Below are 19,612 nucleotides of genomic sequence, written 5' to 3' on the forward strand. Positions count from 1 at the left end.
CCTGTAGTTGACTGATTATCCGATAATGAGCGCGCGTATTTCAACATGTCGCTGTATGAAATAACAGGGAAATCTCCCTTAAGTCCTTGTAAGAAGCCAAGTGAAACTTTATACTAGAATGTAATACTTATTCAAAAAAAGGACAAATAAAATGAGGACATGAGCTTTTATGAAGAAATATTGTAAGGAAAATGTGCTAGAAGCGGCGATGACGCGTTTGGAATATATTTTTGATACGTTTCCCCATGTGTATTTCTCTTTCAGTGGTGGAAAAGATAGCGGGGCCATGATCCAGTTGGCTGACCAAGTCGCACAGAACAAAAAGAAAACCTTTGATCTGCTGATTTTAGATATCGAGGCAAATTATGATGCTACGAGAACGTTCATGGAAAAAATCAAAGCGTTACCAAGTATCAATCAAACCTTCCACTTCTGTTTGCCCTTTTACGAGGACAACAATACCAGCGTCTTTCAGCCACAATGGCTGATGTGGGATGAACAAGAACGTGAGAAGTGGGTACAGCCGATGCCTAAAGATGCGATTTCACTTGCTGATTTGGATGAATCATTGATGGAAATCTATCAGAGTGCAAATATGAACCCTGATAAGTTTTTACGAAACTTTGCTCATTGGTACGCAAGCTATCATCAGTTTGAGCCGGTTGCTTGTGGTGTGGGGATACGAACCCAGGAAAGTCTGTATCGGTATCGATCGATCACATCGCCAAAGTATAACTTTCGGAAGCAATGCTGGATCAAACGGCAAGTAGCAGATTCAATGGTCGTTAATTTTTACCCAATCTATGATTGGAAGACCGAAGATGTCTGGGGAGCCTATGCCCATTTTGACTGGCCGATCAATGGCTTTTATGAAAAGTTGTATGATCATGGCGTTCCGATCCATCAAATGCGGATCTGTCAGCCTTACGGTATGCAGCAACGTAAAGGCTTGTACCAATATGCTTTGGTGGAACCGGAAACGTGGGAACGCGTCGTCAATCGTGTGTCAGGAGCCAATTTTGGTCGATTGTATGCCCAGACGGGATTATTGGCGCATTACAATACGAGAAAGCCCAGTCATATGACTTGGCAAGAGTATGCGGTCTTTTTACTGGAATCAATTGGACTTTATTCAAAGAAATTACAGGATCATTATTACCGCAAAATCACGATTTTGATTGATCATTATCGAGAAAAGCACGGGATCGAAGTGGAAGATATACCCGATGTGACCAAACGTAAGGACTGGCTGAAAAACGAAGTACTCTGGCATGACTGGAAAGGGATCGCTCGTGCGTTAGAAAAAAATGATTTTTCTTTGAGTACGCGACAATATAGTTTGACGAAAAAAGATGAGTCTGAATTGTATGAGTTGGCGGTCGATTTTGGGGCGGCTTTGGGGATCGAGCATTTACCCAAGTATCAGTTGAAAAAATTGAATGCCAAATACGAGTATTTAACGAAAAAAATCACCTAACGATGGACGAGTGCGTCCTTAGAGAGGAAGGGTTTTGTGAACGAACGATTGGTTTTATTTTTTCCACCGTATAAGAAAAGCCAATTCTATCAATTGATGGGGGCTTTTTTTGCGGAACGGGTGTATCAGCAGCAATTTCCGTACTTAGTCAATGATGAGAACTGCTACTGGTACGTGATTCTTGATGACGAAAAACGGGTGACTGCTTTTTCTTATTATGAAAAAGGCGCCAACAAAGTGGAGCTAGGGGAATTCTATGAAAAAGATCCAGCCGCTCAATTTAAAAAGTTTCTTTTACGGAAGATGCTGGTGGATATCAGCCGCAACTACCCAGAAGCAGAGATTCTCGCTTCTAGTAACCAGCCTAGTGAAATTGCACTTTTGGAGTCAAAAGGGTTTGCGGTCTATCGGCAAACAAAAAATTATTCATTTCTAAAAAGGAGTGTAGTACCTCATGAGCGATATCGATTTTCCAGTGTTAGCGGCGAAGCTGATCCCAGTCAGCAAGATTCACGCGAATACGTATAACCCCAACACCGTGGCTGCTCCAGAAATGGATTTACTGGAACTGTCGATTCGAGAAGATGGCTTTACGCAGCCATTGGTTTGTTACCACGATAAGGAGCAAGACAAGTATATTTTGATCGATGGGTTTCATCGGTACATCGTAGCAAAAGATCGTTTGGAATTGCCAAGCGTTCCGGTCACGGTGATCGATAAGCCTTTTGAGAATCGCATCGCTTCAACGATTCGCCACAATCGAGCACGTGGTACCCATGGCATCGAGAAGATGGGAAATATCGTGCAGCAGTTGGTGGCTAACGAGTGGTCGGATGAACGAATTGCCAAGGAATTGGGGATGGATCGTGAAGAGGTCTTTCGCTTTAAGCAGCGTTCAGGTTTAAAAAGTGCCTTTTCTAACCATGAATTCAGCAAGTCTTGGATTGAGTTTGAAAAAAGATATTACAAAGGCAAAAAAGAGACCTGAGAGGTTGAAAAAACTATTTAAAAAAGCTATCTATTAGAAGATAGCGATTCGTTAATAATTCTTTTTAAATTTTGAATAGGTGTTTTTTACAACGATAACGATCAAATTGACCACCATCGACAAGCAAAGCGTCCCTAAGAGAATAGCTAGGATCACACCTAATGCGTCTCTTAGAAAGCTGAAGATCGCTTCAATGATAAACATGGTTTTTCCTCCTTTTCTCATCGTCTATTTTTTCTGACAATTGCAAAAACAGCTTCCTTGAGCAATAACTACCCAAAGACTTTGCCCTGCGGGGTACAAGCCTCAGTTTCTTGAGACCCCGTCGCTTCAAAATTGAGTATACTTTATAAATAATGAAAATACGTTTCTATTTTTTACAATCGGAGAAAAAATCGGAAATGTTAAGAATAACGACACCTTTTCTAATTTTTCTTCGATTTACATCAATAATCGTATCAGGTTGCATAAAAAAAGTAAAATGATAACAAAAAATCGAATCGAGAAAAAAGATACTATTTCGTAACTTTATAACCGTAAGCGAATTCAAAAGCCTTGCTGCACCACGTCTTTAATATGTAAAGACTTGGTGCAGCTCTTTTGTTTCCCACTGTGACGAGGTTTACAAAATGACTGACATTATTTTTCCGGAAAAAGCATAATTGCATAAAAATCAATGCGGATTAAAACCGTTTTATAACAAAGATAGTAAGCGCATTTTTAGCTCGATGACAAAATTTTTTGTGATGCTGGGAGAAAGCATCAGTGGATGTTTTGACAATAAGCCGATCGACATGTGGGGATCAGGCAAAGGAAGCGAGACGATTTTTACTCGAGCATGAGTTTGCTCAATGATGGAACGAGGGATCAGACTGCAGTATCCAGTTCGTTCGATCAAGTAAGGAATCGTACTGATATTGCTGACAGACTCCCAATGGATCGAAGGAACCTGATTGTCAAGATAGCTTTCAATTTTTGTGCGAGCTGGACAATCAGACTTGGAACGATAGAGATGGCTCCCTTCAAGGTCGGCTAGCTTATTGATGATTAATGGGTTTGAGATTGAGGTAATGCAGCAAAGCTCTTCTTGAAACAATTCCTCGTAGGCAAAATGTTTCTCGTGAGGAAGTGAGCATAAGGCGAAATCGATTCGGTTTTCATTTAGTGCATTGGCTAATTCCAGTGTTGAGCCCACGATGATCTCGAAGTTTATTTTTGGATAGTGCTGCGAAAAATCGTGAAGCAGTGCAGGCAAAACCAAAATGTCATAGGGTTGAAGGATGCCCATCCGCAACGAATACTCGACCGTATGGGAAGCATTGATCAACTGTTCTTTGACCCGCTCCCAGTGGGCAATCAGTTCGGGTACTTCCTGTTTCAACAATTCGCCTTCCAAGGTCAATACATTGCTTTTTCCTTCCAAAAATAACGCTACTTCTAATTCGTCTTCTAACTTTTTGATATGGTTCGTAACGGTCGACTGGGCATAGTTTAGTTTGGCGGCAGCTCTAGTAAACGTACCTTCCTCGACGATTGTTTTGAAGGATTGCAGCTCCTTGATAAAATCCACGTTTGTTCCCCTCTCTTTTTACCTATTATACAAAAAAGGAGCGGGGAGAAAATTTCTTTTTTTTCTAGTAAATAAAAAAATTAGATACAAAAGTTATTTAAAACATGCAGTCTGTTATGACCGTATGTTTCTTTGCTTTTAAAATAACGAATTTCACATTTGTGGCTAAGGATATCCGCTAAAATTTCATTTATTAAAAAATCCACGAAGCAGGCCAACTTTTCAGGGATTACGAACAGCACATAAAAACAAGACAGTGGTTTTCTCCGCTGCGCTTGAATGGAAAAGCGTTTATTAGGAGAGGAATCTTGCAAAAAAGGTCTGATTTTTTTCTGATGTGAAAAAAATAGACACGCTAAGAGAAAAGAAAAATGGATACTTAGGAAAGGGTCAAAATAGCAAACCGCGCAATGAAAAACTGGCGGCGCTTCCTTCAAGAAGGCCGTCAGTTTCCTTAGGTCAACGAATCGGTGTGATTCTTGGCTGAATCAGCTGTTCAATCGTTTTGTGGATGATCGTCCAGTCCGAAAGGGTGGGGACATTGGAAATGCGCAGTTGCTGAAATTTGGAGTTGCTTTTCAGATGTAAGTCAAAATTGCTAACGATCAAATCTATTTCCCGATGGATCAATTCTTGTTCATCAGGAGCGACTTCAAAAAAGTAACTGATTTCTGTATGGTCGTTTTTAAATAATTCCGTTGATGCGGCTAAGAAAGCATCTAGACCAGCACCGCCTTGAAAAGCAAAGGCTACTTTGAGGTGTTTTTTCAGCTGGGGATTAGGCGCTAACTCGCTTAACAAAGTCAATGTGACTGCGATATGTTCCAAGTGAGTAAAGGAAAAGAAGCGGCTTTGATCGTTGAAGGGTTTCAACCACTCATTCCAAGCAAGGTAATCCGTCTTGAATGTCGTTTCAACAAAGGCTTTGATCTGCGGATCAGCAAACTCATAATTGGCAGAAATCATCGTCAGCAGGCGAAGATTTACGAGATACGCGACGATCTTGTGGGCGGCTGCAGGTGGAATAGCGACGCCAGATTTCTCTAAAAAGGCAGCCGCTTCTGCAATAATTTCTGGTCTTTCTGTATGGTGAAAAATGTAATCCGCATCGTTTTCTCCATTGATGTCCATCGTACTATAGGAAAGACAGTGGAGCGCATTGACAAAGATCCAAAGTAGTTCTTGTTGCGGCAAGTGGATGATTCGGTATTTTTTCAAGTAATGTTCGTTTAATATTTCTGAGAAAATAGCGAAGCGTTCTTTCTCCAATAGATTGCGTTCTAAAGACGGCGGCAAGGTCAAAAAGTAAGAATAGCGCCACCTACGCTTGGCGATACTTAACCACAGAGCAAGTCGGTAATGGCTGTAATGCAAATCTTTCTTGTTGGCTTCTTTGGCTTTTTGGACCAGCAGACGGGCATCAGCAGGACTATCCTTATCTAAAATCGTGCTATCGCCATAAGCAGAAAAAAAGACGAACAGACAAAATCGGATGTCCGCTTCGGTACCAATAAAGTCAAGATGATTCGTGGCAATAGTTACAGAATAGGTTTGCAACGACTTGTTCATGTAGCTGATCGTCCGTAAAAGATGACTGCGAGAATAACCGAATTCAATCGTTGCTCGGTGAATAGAGTATTTTTTATTATCAATAATACTCGTCATGATTTTAAACTCCAGCGTTTCCATCCCCAGATACTGAATGGCAGAATTGATGGAAGCGTTCGGCGCATAAGCGATCGAGACGATGTTCGTTTCTGAGAGTGTGATCTTGACCAGTTCTTTTGGCAAACTGTCACTTAATATACTCAGCTCTTTGGTAACTGTAGGCAAAGATAGACCCAGTAATGTCGCTAATTCTTGTGGATGATACCCTGTCGGTGCAGCATTTAGCACTTGCAAGATTTTTACTTGTCGAGAAAATGCTTTGTCCCGATGCAAGTTGATAGATAAATTTTCTAACATTGAAGTCACCACCTATCCATTGAAATTACGCTCGTTTTAAGTAAATTATATAATACTCTGCGCCAATCAAGAAGTCTTATCCCTTGAAAATTGGCGGATTTCATGTTAAAGGTGCGCCGCATGTTTTATCGAGTGTGAAGCAGTCATTGAAAACAGCTTTTTTAGAAAAAACAACCTTGCCAGTTGCAGACCTAAAACGCTTGGATAGATTGGTCCAAAGATAAGTGTGAATAACGTTGGGGAAAAGAAAAAGGAGAAAAAATGAAAATGAAGAAACGCGTAGTTATAAGTAAGAGCGCTTTAGTAGGGATGCTGATTTTAGGGACAACCTTTCCAAGCACATGGCCGATCGCTCAGGCAACAGAAACACAACAAACAGAGCAGCAAACACCATCCATAGACTCCACCGTTCCCTTGCTGACAGATTCAACAGGAAGCATGGACACAGGAGAAAAGACAAATTCCCAAGAAGGAAATGCTGACGTCGTATCTTCCGAAACAACCGCAAGTGAAGTGGTGACCACCACTTCAAACCCAGAAACAAATCAATCTAACACAGCTGATACTGCAGAAAAAACTCAAATTTCAGTTACTGCCCCATCTGCTGAAACCAATGTAGAATCTACGGATAGTCAACCTTTCGCTGCAGAATCAACGAAGAGTATCGAGAGTTTCAACTACGATCTGACTGTAGAATATGATCCGATCAAGTATAAAGCACTGGTTTTGGATTTGCCAATCCCGGAAAAATACGCACACCAAACACTATACCAAGACCCGCAGTTGACAGAAGATTTTTATGTCTACAAAACGGATAAGGTATACATGCTGGTGGGGCTATGGTATACAAGTGAAGTGACTGGTACCAATCAATTAAATATATCTTGGACAAGCTTTACAGGTTTTACGATCAACTATTACGGTCTAACAGCGGTTTTAGAATATACCGACGTTAACGGAAACCTTTTGTTTACGGAGACATATAATGTTCGCTTTACGAATAGCCATTTGACGGTTAAATATGTGGATGAATCAGGGATGGAAATCTATCCTTCTCAAACCATCCATAATAGCACCAATGAATCCTATAATGTCTCTACAAGTGCGTTTATTCCAGAAATTCCAGGGTACGTTCTTGATACCAATCAACTACCGACGAATGCCAAAGGAAATTTTCCTCGAGGCGAATCGACAGTGACCTACGTCTATCAAAAAGCACCAACGGACTTCACAGCGCTATCCGTGAAAGATACCACGGTTTATGAACGAGATACATGGAAAGCCGCGGATAATTTTGAACAAGCAGTCTCAAAAGAAGGAAAAATACTGACTTACGAGGAATTCCTCGCTGAGGGCGGCAGTGTGTCTGGGCAAGTCGATACTAGTCAAGCGGGTACTTATACAATCAGCTACCACTTAAACAATGTAAGCAAAGAGGCAACGGTCCTCGTCAAACCTCGATTCACTGCGATTACTGTTCACGATTCTTCGTTGTACGTCGGCGAAAATTGGTCCCCAAAAGATAACTTCGACCAAGCCGTCGATCGGGACAACCATCCAGTTGCTTTTGCCGATGTGAGCGTTGACGGAAGCGTGGATACCAAGAAAGCGGGGACCTATGAGGTAGTGTATCGTTATGATGGGATAGAAAGCAAAGCCGTGATCACCGTCAAAGCGGATCAAACGACAGTCAAAGTCCACAATAGCGAGTTGTACACAGGGGAACAATGGGAAGCCAAGGACAACTTCGACAGCGCAACGGATCGGGATGGTTCAGCTGTGGAATATGGGGATATCACTGTCACGGGGACTGTCGATACAACGCAAGCAGGCAAGTACGAGGTCACTTACAGCTATCACGGCGTAGAAAGCAAAGCCATTATCACCGTCAAAGCGGATCAAACCACAGTCAAAGTCCACAATAGCGAGTTGTACACAGGGGAAAACTGGAAAGCTATGTATAATTTCGATAGTGCAACGGATCGAGATGGTAAACCTGTTGATTTTGGGGTTATCATCGTTACAGGCAGAGTGGACACAATGAAAGCAGGCAAGTACGAGGTCACTTACAGCTATCACGGCGTTGAAAGCAAAGCCCTTGTTACCGTCAAAGCGGATCAAACGACAGTCAAAGTTCACGATAGCGAGTTGTACACAGGGGAAAACTGGACTGCCAAGGACAACTTCGATAGCGCAACGGATCGAGATGGTAAACCTGTTGATTTTGGGGATATCACTGTTACAGGCAAAGCAGATACAACAAAAGCTGGCAAGTACGAGGTCACTTACAGTTATCATAGTGTAGAAAGCAAAGCCATTATCATTGTCAAAGCGGATCAAACGGCAGTTAAAGTTCACGATAGCGAGTTGTACACAGGAGAAAAATGGACAGCCAAAGACAACTTCGATAGCGCAACAGATCGGGATGGTAAACCTGTTGATTTTGGGGATATCATCGTTACAGGCAAAGTGGACACAATGAAAGCAGGCAAGTACGAGGTCACTTACAGTTATCATAGTGTAGAAAGCAAAGCCGTAATCACCGTAAAAGCCGATCAAACGATAGTTAAAGTCCACGATAGCGAGTTGTACACAGGGGAACAATGGGAAGCCAAAGACAACTTTGACAGCGCAACGGATCGGGATGGTAAACCTGTTGATTTTGGGGATATCACTGTTACAGGCAAAGCAGATACAACAAAAGCTGGCGAATACGAGGTCACTTACAGTTATCATAGTGTAGAAAGCAAAGCCATTATCATTGTCAAAGCGGATCAAACATCCCTAAAAGTTCACGATTCAACGATCAAGCAATGCTTCCTGGTATGAAAAGGATCTCCCTACCATTTTTGTTTCTACTGCCAATCCCTATCACTTATTTGACATCCCTTATGTTTCAACTTTTATCAATGCGTATACAGGAAATCCAGAAACAGTGGAGGCTATAATCCAGAAATTGCTAGGGAAAGAACCGTTTAAAGGTAAGAGCCCGATCGATCCATTTTGTGGGGACTTTTTAGCTAGAGCAAAATAACTTTTATAAGAAGGAGGAGAAAAAATGAGACAAAATCGATTACTGAATGATGGCTGGCAATTTCACTTAGATGAGATAGAAGAGCCAATGAAAACAGTCAGAAAAGCCGCAGCTATCGGTGGCTTGGCAGCTCCGCTTGAAAATGAAGCGGGGGATACTGTTTTGATAGGTGCTGGTGGAGAACATTTTCTACGGCTGATTGCTCAAGGTGATCGTGAAAAAGGCTTGAGAATGTTGGCGAACACTGCTTTGGAAAGTGAACTTGACGAAGATTGGGTATCTGTTGATCTCCCTCATGATTGGAAAAATGAACTTCCGTATGTTAATGATCCCGATTTACTGATGAGTGGATCAAAGCCAGACGGCATTGCCTATTACCGTAAGACTTTTGCGTTAACTCCAGATGAAGTGAACGAAAAGCAAGTGACTCTCCACTTTATGGGCGTCATGCGTATGGCATCTGTCTGGTTTAATGGTGTATTTCTAGGTGATCATTACAGTGGATACTCTGATTTTTCTTTTGATGTCTCTGAACTGATACGCATCGGCTCAGAGGGAGTGAATGTGGTGTTGATCAAAGTGGATACGACGAAAGGCGCGGAAGGCTGGTGGTATGAGGGAGCAGGTATATATAAGGATGTATATTTAGAAATAAAACCAAAGCTTCAGATTGTGGCAGAAGCATCGTTTATCGAAACAACTGAAATAAACCAGCAGGAAGCGCTCCTTAAAATCACCATTGGTCTTGCTAACCATCATTTTGAGAAAAAACAAAAGATAACGATCAAAAGTCTGGTGGCTGATCAACAAAATATCCATGAGTGTAACGTAGATCCTTTGGAGACAACAGAATGGAGTTATTGTCAAAAAATCTGCGCGCCTCAGCTATGGTCTCTCGAGAATCCACATCTATACCAAGCTACTTTTCAACTATTTGATGGCGAGAACCAAATCGATGACTATCAGCTTTTTTTTGGTATTAGGACAGTCGCATATACTACGAAAGGTTTTCTGCTTAATGGGGAACGTAAAGAATTAAGAGGGGTCTGTGAGCATCAAGATTTTGGTGGTCTAGGTGTCGCATTACCAAAAGATATTTTACGGTATAAGCTGTTGAAAATGAAAGAAATGGGGGTAAACGCCTATCGCAGTGCACATCACTTTGCTTCTAAAGACCTCCTTGAATTATGTGATGAGTTAGGTATCATCGTTATGAACGAGAACCGCATCTTGGAATCTAGTGAGTGGCGGACAAATGAGCTGGCAAAAATGGTGAAGCAAACACGTAATCATCCTTCTCTTTGTTTTTGGTCCCTTTGTAATGAAGAGGTGATTGGTCATACGCCGCTTGCTTACCGAATGGCACAAAAATTAGCAGCTGTGATCCGAACCCATACTTCGCAAAGTCTTATTGTTTCAGCGGAATTACTTAATCCTGCTGGTCAGGTGGATGCTTCTTATATGCGTATTTTTGATGTGAACGGGGTCAATTATCCTGAGGCTGCTGTAAATGGGACAGGTTTAGTTGCTGTAAAGGAAAAGTATCCGCTATTTTCATATCTTAGTACGGAAAGTGCTTCTTACTTTTCGACAAGAGGGGTCTATCAAGATAACAGCGAAAAATGTCATACTTCAAACTTTGGTTCTCTTTATTCTATGGTCTTACCTGGGAAACGAAAGCCTGAAGAGCCAGGAACCGGTGGTACGGCTAAACCGACAGAAGTACTGCGTTACTTAGAAGAACATGCCTATATGGGAGGTGTCTTCTTGTGGACATTTATGGATTACTACGGTGAGCCAGCACCGTTTCGATGGCCTGGGATCAGTTCTCAATTTGGAATTACAGATACGGTCGGATTTGAAAAGGATTCTTTTTATTATTATCAATCAAGGTGGACTGAAACACCAATGGTTCATGTGTTTCCTCACTGGAACAAAGAAGGGTTAACAATTGACCAAGGGGTTACGGAGGTGAGGATTTTTTCTAATTGTCATACTGTTGAGTTGTTTCTGAACGGGAAGAGTTTTGGAAAGAAAAAAATGATAAAGATGGCCTATCTTGGCGTATTCCTTATGAACCAGGTTGTTTAAAAGCCATTGGTGTCAAAGAGGAACAAACAATTGAAGCAACTCGAAAAACAAGCGGTCCGACTGATTCTGTCACAGTTAAAGAACGATTCTGTGGAGCGGACTACTCTCTATTTGAGATCCAAGGAATCGATTCAGAAGGGATCGAGGTGCCAACTGCAGACGAACTTGTAGCGGTTTTGGTAAAAAATGGAACAATCCTCGGACTTGCTAATGGCGATCCCGCAGATCTAGACGGGTATAATTGCCAAGAGAAAAAACTTTTTTCAGGAAAATTAATGGCAATCATAAAAAAAGAACCAGGAAAAGTACCGCTTATCCAAGCAGCACTAAAAAAAGTTGAGTAAAAGAGAAGCAATTGAAGGTAATAGTAGTTAGCCTTGGTGCTCACAGATTTTTACGGAAAAAGAAAAAAGCCGACCCACAACCTCGACAGTTTATAAAGTCATTGGTTGGTGGTTCGGCTTTTTCATCAAGCTGTTGCAAACTGGCTGTTATATAGTTGGGCGTAAAGGGAATCTTGTGCCAGTAGTTCTGTGTGGGAGCCTTTTTCGACGACGGAGCCGTCTTTCATCACTAAGATCAAGTCAGCGTTTTTGATGGTAGAAAGACGATGGGCGATGATAAAGCTGGTCCGTCCTTGGGTCAAACGATCCATCGCCGTTTGGATCATTTGTTCCGTCCGCGTGTCGACACTGGAGGTGGCTTCATCAAGGATCAGGATCGTTGGGTCTGCTAAAATCGCCCGAGCGATCGTCAATAATTGTTGTTGTCCTTGTGACAGTTCGCTTTCGGAACCAATGACGGTATCGTAACCGTTGGGCAGGGTCCGCACAAAGTGGTCGCATTGGGCGGCTTTCGCGGCAGCCAAGATGTCTTCCCGAGTGGCATCGGGATTGCCATAAGCGATATTTTCAGCAATGGTTCCTTGGAACAGCCATGTATCCTGCAGCACCATACCGAATTTTTTCCGTACTGCCGGTGCCGAAAAGGACATCATGTCTTGATCGTCCAGCAAAATCTTTCCACCGTTTAAAGGATAAAAGCGCATCAAAAGATTGATCATGGTGGTTTTTCCAGCGCCTGTTGGTCCGACGATCGCAACCGTTTGTTTTGGTTTGACGGAAAATTCGACGTTTTCCATCAGGAGTTTTTCCTTGCTGTAGCCAAAGGAGACGTGTTGGAAATCGATTTTTCCTTTGATGGTTTGTGGAATTGGCAGTTGCTGGGTCGCTGTTTCTTCTTCAGGATAATCAAGGATCTCAAAAATTCGTTCGAGAGATGCTAAGGCACTTTGCAAGGTATTCATAATATAAGAAGCTTGCGTGATCGGTTCAGACACTTGGTTGATGTATTGCAGATAGGCTTGTACAAGACCAATGGATAATTGCCCTTGCAACACCATCAGACCACCAACGACGGCGCTTAAGATAAAGCCGATTTGATTGATAAAGCGCACGAAAGGATTGATAGCTGCACTGACGAACTGTGCTTTCCGAAAAGCTTTAAATTGGGCTTCGCTCAATTCCGCCATTTCCGCTTCAACGGCAATTTGCTGGTTGTAGGATTTGATCAGCGGATTTGCGGTATAAAACTCTTCCGCTCGACTGCTGACTGCACCTAATGTTTCTTGGTTTTTGGTAAAGTAGCTCAAGTTTTTTCGTGCGAGAACGGTAGTCACAAAAGCACTCAAAAGCAAAATCAGGACCACGCCGATCGTCAGCAATGGGCTGAGATAAAGCATGGCGATCAAGCCGAAGGTAATGCTGATGGTTGCGGTGATCAACTGCATCAAACCGACTTGCAAGACTTCAGATACTTTATCTAAATCGAGAATCACTCGGCTTAAAATATCGCCAGTATGATGTTTGTCGTAAAAACTGATAGGCAGGCGATTGAATTTGTCACTGATTTGTTTGCGTAAAGTCAAGGTCAGGGTTTCACTGACACTGGCCATTGTATACTCTTGCAGCAAGGAAAAGAGACTGATCAAAAGCCACGTTCCCCCTAAAAGGACGACTGGACCTAAAATACTTTGCCAAAAATCATTGATCTGCCAGCCTTCTTGTTGAAACAAGGCAATCAGATTATCCAGTCCACGCCCCAAGATCAAAGGGGCGATGGACATTAGTAAGGAAAAGAACAAGGCGGAAGCGATAATCAGTAGAAAGCGGGCTTTTTGTTCCATCAGCAAACGCAGCAAGCGTCGGCTTGTATGTTTCATGTTTTTTGGTGTATCCATTGTTTGTTTACTCATCCTTCATTCCTCCCATTCCTTGAGATGAGGCAAACTCTTGATAAGTTTGGCAATTGCGTAATAATTCTTCGTGGGTTCCTTTACCGACCATTTTGCCGTTATCCAAGACAATGATTTGATCGGCATTTTTGACGGTCGATACCCGCTGAGCCACGATAATGACGGCGGCATCTTTCGTGTATTCTTTCAATGCACGCCGCAAATTGGCGTCTGTTTGATAATCCAAAGCAGAAAAGCTGTCGTCAAAGAAGTAGATTTCTGCTGGCTTTGTCAGCGCTCGGGCAATACTCAGTCGTTGCTTTTGACCGCCAGAGAAATTGCTGCCTTTTTGAGCAACCGGACTTTCATAACCTTCAGGCAAGCCTTCAATAAATGACTTGGCTTGAGCAACTTCAGCGGCTTTTGCCATCGCCTCATGGGTTGCTGGACGATTGCCGAAACGCAAGGTTTCTTGAATCGTGCCGCTAAGCAAGAGCGCTTTTTGCGGGACATAACTAATTTGGTCCCGTAGTTCGGCTTGTGAGATCTCTTTGATGTTGCGTCCAAAAAGCGTGATCGAACCAGCAGTCACATCTTTGAAACGCAACAGCGCTTTGGCGATGGTGCTTTTGCCAGAGCCAGTTCCGCCAACGATCGCTGTCGTTTTGCCTCGGTGGATCTCGAAGCTGATATCTTCTAAGACAGGTTCTTCGGCGCCTTCATACGTAAACTGCACGTGATTGAAAGCGGCGATCGTTTCTGACACGGCAGTCTTATTTAAGGTTTGGTCACCGTCGATCAAATCAATTGGTTCTTCCAAAACTTCTGTGATCCGTTGCAAGGAAGTCAAGCCTTTAGGCACCATCACGATCACCATCGCTGCCATAGTCAAAAACCAGAGACTCAGGATCGTGTATTCGATGATGGCAGTAATACTACCAATAGCAAGGCGGCCCTGCAGACTTTGATAGCCGCCGTAGACAAGGATAGTCGAAATCGAGAGTCCCATTACTAAATTGACCGTCGGATTCAAGACAGCAAAGAGGCGATTGACTTGGATCATGGTTTTCGCATATTCCGTCAGTGTTTGATCTGTCCGTTCTTTTTCGTAAGCAGCTTTGTCGAATGCTCGAATCACCCGAGCGCCAGTAAAGGTTTCTCGTAAGATCCGCATCATTTTATCGACTAGTTTTTGCGTGATTTGTGATAATGGGATCGCTTTGCGAATCACCCCATAAGCGATCATTGAAAAACATAGGATCGCTACGATTGGGACCCAAATCATCCGTAAAGAGACGGTGCCGGTTAGAAAAATCGAAGCTGCGACGATCATTGGGGCTGGCAAAATCATTTGCAGCGCCATCATCAAAATTTGTTGGATGTTGTTGATGTCGCTGGTGGTACGTGCCAGCAAAGTGGGCGTACCATAGCCATCAACAGCGGATACAGAGAGTTCTTGTGTTTTTTTGAAAAGGCGCATCCGCAAAAAATGCCCGAATTTTCCTGAAAGGTGGGCAGATAAATAACTACCGCCTACAGAGACGATCACGGTGCCGATGGCAATGGCAAACATCCACCAGCCATTGTGCCAAATGGCTGTCGTGTCGACTTTCAAGATCCCTTCATCAATGATTTTTGCCAAAAAATACGGCAACAAGAGTGTGCCGAAGGATTGGACCAGCATCAAAAGAAATAAACTGAAAAAGAAGCGTCGTTCTTCTTTATAAAATAACTGTAATTGTTTCATGATTTCCCTCCAAAAATGTCGTTCTATGGTAGAATAAACTGTAACGTTACGTTACAGTCAAGCAAGGAGTGAAATTTTTTTGAAAAAACAATTGACCATCAGTGAGATGTCCGCTTATGCTGGCGTGAGTCGGCGCACATTGATTTATTACGATCAGATCGATTTATTCAAACCGCATTCGATTGGTGAAAACGGCTATCGCTACTACGGCTTTGAACAATGCCTTGAGTTAGACGTGATTTTGCTCTTGCGTTCTTTAGACATGCCCTTGCAAGACATTCGACAATTTTTGAAAAACCGCAACCCTGAATACACGCAAAAGGAACTTGTGGAACGGCGAGGAGAAGTTCGTGCCAAAATCGCTGCGCTGCAAGAATTGGAACGAACCTTCGATCGCTACATCCAGCGCTATGAAAAAGTACAGAAAGCCGATTTTGAGACCTTTACGATAGCGCACCACGAAGCAGAGGCGTTTATCGTTTCCGAAGAGATCGCTGGCGATGATCCAGAATCTGCTTATCAAGTGTACGCCCGTTTTTATCCGCTAGTGGATTATAAAGATGCCTTCAGTGGCTACCCCATCGGCTTTTTAAGTGTTGGAACGACATTAGAGGATCAGACCTTTCACGCATCGCCTTATCGGGCACTGATCTTGATTCCCCAAGATCGGCTGCATCTCTATCCGGAAAAGCTGATCATCACGCGTCCTACTGGCACGTATGTGTCTGGCTTTGTCAGTGAGGGAGAGGAGCAAATTGCTGCTTTTACCCATCGCATCCAAGCCTTTCTAAAAGAGAATCAGTTGAAGATCGATGGTGATGTTTGGGAATTGTTATGGCAAGATGAAGTCTTTACCGCCCAAAAAGAATTGCAGATATTTGAAGTGATGGTTCCAGTGAAGCCCGAGTAATGGACGAGGCACGCGTATCTGTAGGAACCGAAAATCAAGATACGCAATCGCAATGGTTGTTGCGGGCTTTTCAATGGAAGCAAAATAGAAGCAAAGGAGATGGACGAAGCCAGATCGTATCCCTAAAAAGAGCCCAGTGAAGCGTTGAAATTCCCATTTTCCTTTTTTCTCGTTATACTTGAAAGAACAGATGAGAAAAAAGGGGAAATTTTAATGAAAAAAGAAACAGGATTACGCTCGCTTTATGCGTTGATTGGTGTCGCCATTTTAGGATTCGGGGCGGCATTGCTGCGGGTTGGCGGAGTGGGGCTAGACCCATACACAGCAGCCAATATCGGTGTCGGCGAGCTGCTAGGGTTATCCCTTGGGGTCTATCAATTGATGATCAATATCGCTGTCCTAGTATTGATTTTTATCTTTGGCCGTCGCCATATCGGCATCGGGACGGTCATCAATATGGTGCTGACAGGATTTTTCATCGACTTTTATACCAACGTTTTTGATTGGTTATCCGTCGGTCCAAATAACTGGTGGCAGCAAGGCTTGTTCTTGTTGATCGGGATCATCTTCTTTACCTTCGGTGCTTCGTTTTATATGTCAGCGAATTTGGGTAGCGCCCCCTACGACGCGATCGCCCCAACCATCGTCGATCAGACGAAAGCCAACTATCGAGTGGTGCGGGTGATTCAAGACGTTGCCTTTGCCTTGATTGGGCTCTTCACAGGCGGACCTATTGGAATCGGAACCTTCATCAGTGCCTTTTTAGTGGGCCCACTGATCAAATTCTGGGACAACCGTGTCTCTCAGCCATTCATCGAAAGCAGTGTCAAAAAAGCGATTTTTAAATAAAAAAGGTCTGCAGCAAAGAGAAGTCGAAGCGATTTAGTCGCCCACTTCACTCAGCTGCAGTTTTTTTGCCATTTGATCAAGGAATTCTTGCATAATTGCTTCTCAGTCGCTAGAATAAAAAAGCCGAGGAGGGGTAAGTATGCAATTACCAACACCATTTATTGAAAAATACCAACGGTTGCTAGGAGAAGAAGCACCAGCTTTTTTTACCGCTTTAACCGATAATCAGCCAGTCAAAGGCTTTCGCTTGAATGTTGCTAAGCCGCACGCACAAGCGATGCTGGCAAAATATGGACCAGTCGCTGTACCTGCCCCCTATGCAGAAGCTGCTTATATTGGCGAAGTCAAAGGCCGTTCGCTGCTCCATCAAGCTGGCTATGTCTACAGCCAAGAACCTAGTGCGATGATCGTAGCAACGATCGCAGCCGCTCAACCAGGGGAGCGGATCTTAGATTTATGTGCGGCGCCAGGGGGCAAAACAACGCAGCTGGCAAGCCAATTACAAGGAAAAGGGCTGCTTGTAGCAAATGAGATTTTCCCCAAGCGTGCCAAAATTCTATCAGAAAATGTGGAGCGTTGGGGCTTTCCGAATGTAGTCGTCACCAATCAGGCACCGCAAGAATTGAGCCGCCATTTTCCTCAGTTTTTTGACAAGATCGTGGTGGACGCCCCATGTTCTGGTGAAGGAATGTTTCGTAAAGATCCCGTCGCCTTAGAAGAATGGCAAGCAGAAACACCTGATCAGTGTGCGATCCGGCAAAAAGACATTTTGGCACAAGCCGTTGCGATGCTAAAACCGGGGGGCCAGCTGATCTATTCCACCTGCACCTTTGCCCCAGAAGAAAACGAAGCGATGATGGCTTGGCTAATGGAGGAGTATCCCTTCACGATCGAAGCGATCGACTTGGACAATGTATCTCATGGGCGCAGGGAGTGGGGAGCTGCACCTGGGATTGAGAAAACCATCCGCTTATGGCCGCATTTAAACCAAGGAGAAGGTCATTTCGCTGCGAAATTGACCTCCCAAGCAGAAGCAGCGCCAGTGAAAAAGAAGAAAAAAGGCAAAGGAGCGATAGCCAAGAGCCCATTAGATGCAGCGACTCAAAAGTTGTGGCAAGCCTTTCGCAAGGAGTTTCCTTTTTTACAGGCACTGAATGCGACGCCACAGCTGCTAGGAGAAAACCTCTGGCTCGTTCCTGAAGAAATGCCTTCTTTAAAAGGGATCAAGTTTATGCGCCCAGGTTTGCACGTCGGCGTCGTTAAGAAGAATCGGATCGAGCCAAGTTATGCGTTGGCATTGGCGATCCATGCAGAAGAAGGGGCACCGACAGTGCCGATCACTTTGCCGCAATGGCAGCAGTATGCGGCAGGTGAAACCTTGAGCGTGCCAGGAAATGCTGGATGGGTGATTTTGACAGTCGATGAGATCCCAGTCGGTTTTGGAAAACAAGTCCAAGGAACCGTAAAAAACTTCTTTCCTAAAGGATTAAGATTCAAAGCGATTTAAACGAAATAGTGTTTTTATTTCAGTCCTCGTGCTATGATGGAAGTAGCAAAATAAGGGAGCTGATCGATATGAAAACATCATCAAAAGTAACGATTGGATTAAGCATTGCAGCGATCGCTGGGATCACTACTGCCGTCGTTGTATCAGACAAAGTATTCAATAAAGTACGCTTCGCTTGCAACCGACACAAAGTAAAGAAATTTGTCGATGACAAATTCAACGGCAATGAAAAATTGCTAGATGTCGTAGACGGCTTGTCTGACAATGAATTGGATTCGTTGTTAGGTGTGATGAAAAAAGTCAATGAGGGCCGCAACAAAATCTCTGTTTACGGAGACAATATCAAAGATTCGACAGAACATGTCAAAGACAAGTTGACGAGCTTTGTTGATTCCGTCTTTTAAGCCAATCATTCCATTTGAAACTCGCAGGGACATCGGTCTTTGCGAGTTTTTCTCGTCTTTCTAAGCGTTTTTCGTTATACTAACAAGGAAATGCACGAAATGGTGCGAGGTAGAGGAGTGAAAGTGAAGTCGTGGAAAAAACAAGTACCTTGACTGCCGAGGAAAAAGCCTTCTTTATGGAAGAAGCAATCAAAGAAGCCCGAAAAGCAGAAGGGTTGGCAGAAGTACCGATCGGTGCTGTCGTCGTCTTGGATGGTAAAATCATTGGTCGTGGGCACAATCTACGAGAAACGCAGCAGCAAGCCGCAGCGCATGCGGAGATGTTTGCGATCGAAGAAGCCTGTCGCACTGTCGGAAGTTGGCGCTTAGAACAAGCGCAGCTGTTTGTGACCTTGGAACCATGCCCGATGTGTAGTGGGGCGATGTTATTGGCACGGGTGGAAGAAGTGTATTTTGGTGCCTACGATCCCAAAGGCGGCACTGCTGGTACATTGATGAATTTATTGGAAGATGAGCGCTTCAACCATTGGTCCTATGTGGAAGGCGGCATTTTAGAAGAAGCATGCGGCCAGCTGCTAACAGATTTTTTCCGAGCGTTACGAGAAAAGAAAAAACAAAAAAAGGCTGGCAATCTCTAGCGAAATACGTTATACTAATTTTTGCCGAAAGGCTAGGACAATGGAGGTCTTGTGAAGCGTGTCAGATCCGGAAGGAAGCAGCACTAAGCAGGATTCTCCATGTGTCTGATTGAAAAACTGCCTGCTATTGAAGAAAGCAGTAGTACTAATTGAATCGATGATCATTCAACCCTGAGACAGACTGTCTTAGGTTTTTTTA

16 protein-coding genes, 1 other RNA gene and 1 pseudogene are annotated in these 19,612 nt (G+C 43.5%); 13 read left to right on the top strand and 5 right to left on the bottom strand.

The window, feature by feature from the left end; translation table 11 throughout:
• The first annotated feature begins 169 nt into the window (after positions 1-169).
• From IGJ44_RS02740 to IGJ44_RS02750, 3 genes are read left to right on the top strand one after another with little or no spacing between them, the layout of a single operon-like run.
• Positions 170-1,477 carry a DUF3440 domain-containing protein gene (locus tag IGJ44_RS02740; RefSeq protein ID WP_086294566.1) on the top strand — a complete coding sequence of 436 codons (1,308 nt, stop codon included), beginning with the start codon at positions 170-172 and terminating at the stop codon, positions 1,475-1,477.
• 36 nt (positions 1,478-1,513) lie between these two features.
• On the top strand, positions 1,514-2,005 hold the full coding sequence (locus IGJ44_RS02745) for a hypothetical protein (RefSeq protein ID WP_005227570.1): 492 nt from the start codon (positions 1,514-1,516) through the stop codon (positions 2,003-2,005).
• Entirely contained in the window at positions 1,932-2,465 is a 534-nt protein-coding gene (locus tag IGJ44_RS02750; RefSeq protein WP_005227576.1) for an IbrB-like domain-containing protein, read from the top strand. The genes IGJ44_RS02745 and IGJ44_RS02750 overlap by 74 nt, the downstream gene beginning before the upstream one ends.
• A 51-nt stretch (positions 2,466-2,516) precedes the next feature.
• On the opposite strand, the gene IGJ44_RS02755 is transcribed toward IGJ44_RS02750, so the two are convergent.
• From IGJ44_RS02755 to IGJ44_RS02765, 3 genes are all read right to left on the bottom strand, one after another.
• Positions 2,517-2,669, bottom strand: a complete 153-nt coding sequence (locus IGJ44_RS02755) for a hypothetical protein (protein WP_010748814.1) — start codon at positions 2,667-2,669, stop codon at positions 2,517-2,519.
• Positions 2,670-3,159: 490 nt separating this feature from the next.
• Positions 3,160-4,035, bottom strand: coding sequence for a LysR family transcriptional regulator (locus IGJ44_RS02760; RefSeq protein ID WP_086294567.1), 876 nt, complete (start codon positions 4,033-4,035; stop codon positions 3,160-3,162).
• Positions 4,036-4,494: 459 nt separating this feature from the next.
• Complete coding sequence (locus IGJ44_RS02765) at positions 4,495-6,000, bottom strand: helix-turn-helix domain-containing protein (RefSeq protein ID WP_086294568.1); 1,506 nt, start codon at positions 5,998-6,000, stop codon at positions 4,495-4,497.
• 267 nt (positions 6,001-6,267) lie between these two features.
• Here IGJ44_RS02765 and IGJ44_RS02770 point away from each other — a divergent pair, with 267 nt between their 5' ends.
• From IGJ44_RS02770 to IGJ44_RS02785, 4 genes and pseudogenes are all read left to right on the top strand, one after another.
• Positions 6,268-8,829 (top strand): bacterial Ig-like domain-containing protein, encoded by a 2,562-nt coding sequence (locus tag IGJ44_RS02770; protein ID WP_430606078.1) that lies wholly within the window; start codon positions 6,268-6,270, stop codon positions 8,827-8,829.
• A pseudogene (locus tag IGJ44_RS02775) lies at positions 8,807-9,034 on the top strand (glycoside hydrolase family 3 protein); the annotation flags it as partial. The gene IGJ44_RS02770 and the pseudogene IGJ44_RS02775, both read left to right, overlap by 23 nt.
• A 24-nt stretch (positions 9,035-9,058) precedes the next feature.
• Positions 9,059-11,125 carry a glycoside hydrolase family 2 TIM barrel-domain containing protein gene (locus tag IGJ44_RS02780; RefSeq protein ID WP_240934957.1) on the top strand — a complete coding sequence of 689 codons (2,067 nt, stop codon included), beginning with the start codon at positions 9,059-9,061 and terminating at the stop codon, positions 11,123-11,125.
• 146 nt (positions 11,126-11,271) lie between these two features.
• On the top strand, positions 11,272-11,469 hold the full coding sequence (locus IGJ44_RS02785) for a hypothetical protein (protein WP_254777467.1): 198 nt from the start codon (positions 11,272-11,274) through the stop codon (positions 11,467-11,469).
• A gap of 125 nt (positions 11,470-11,594) precedes the next feature.
• On the opposite strand, the gene IGJ44_RS02790 is transcribed toward IGJ44_RS02785, so the two are convergent.
• Positions 11,595-13,379 (bottom strand): ABC transporter ATP-binding protein, encoded by a 1,785-nt coding sequence (locus IGJ44_RS02790; RefSeq protein WP_430606079.1) that lies wholly within the window; start codon positions 13,377-13,379, stop codon positions 11,595-11,597.
• The gene (locus tag IGJ44_RS02795) at positions 13,372-15,105 is read right to left on the bottom strand and encodes an ABC transporter ATP-binding protein (protein ID WP_430606080.1); all 1,734 of its coding nucleotides are present in this window, start codon (positions 15,103-15,105) and stop codon (positions 13,372-13,374) included. The genes IGJ44_RS02790 and IGJ44_RS02795 overlap by 8 nt, the downstream gene beginning before the upstream one ends.
• Before the next feature lie 106 nt (positions 15,106-15,211).
• Here IGJ44_RS02795 and IGJ44_RS02800 point away from each other — a divergent pair, with 106 nt between their 5' ends.
• The 6 genes from IGJ44_RS02800 (at position 15,212) to ffs (ending at position 19,529) form a co-directional block, all read left to right on the top strand.
• Positions 15,212-16,015 (top strand): MerR family transcriptional regulator, encoded by an 804-nt coding sequence (locus tag IGJ44_RS02800; RefSeq protein ID WP_167827372.1) that lies wholly within the window; start codon positions 15,212-15,214, stop codon positions 16,013-16,015.
• Positions 16,016-16,228: 213 nt separating this feature from the next.
• Positions 16,229-16,864 carry a YczE/YyaS/YitT family protein gene (locus IGJ44_RS02805; protein WP_010748831.1) on the top strand — a complete coding sequence of 212 codons (636 nt, stop codon included), beginning with the start codon at positions 16,229-16,231 and terminating at the stop codon, positions 16,862-16,864.
• A 139-nt stretch (positions 16,865-17,003) separates the two neighbouring features.
• Positions 17,004-18,371, top strand: coding sequence for an RsmB/NOP family class I SAM-dependent RNA methyltransferase (locus IGJ44_RS02810; protein WP_430606081.1), 1,368 nt, complete (start codon positions 17,004-17,006; stop codon positions 18,369-18,371).
• Positions 18,372-18,439: 68 nt separating this feature from the next.
• Entirely contained in the window at positions 18,440-18,775 is a 336-nt protein-coding gene (locus IGJ44_RS02815) for a hypothetical protein (protein ID WP_005227636.1), read from the top strand.
• A gap of 131 nt (positions 18,776-18,906) precedes the next feature.
• Positions 18,907-19,413: a tRNA adenosine(34) deaminase TadA gene (gene tadA, locus IGJ44_RS02820; protein WP_015509027.1), complete on the top strand. Its 507-nt coding sequence runs from the start codon at positions 18,907-18,909 to the stop codon at positions 19,411-19,413.
• Between the two features lie 29 nt (positions 19,414-19,442).
• Positions 19,443-19,529: signal recognition particle sRNA small type (ffs, locus tag IGJ44_RS02825), an RNA gene on the top strand.
• Positions 19,530-19,612 lie beyond the last annotated feature (83 nt).

The organism is Enterococcus sp. DIV1368d (genome assembly GCF_050542975.1).
GTDB lineage: Bacteria > Bacillota > Bacilli > Lactobacillales > Enterococcaceae > Enterococcus_D > Enterococcus_D casseliflavus.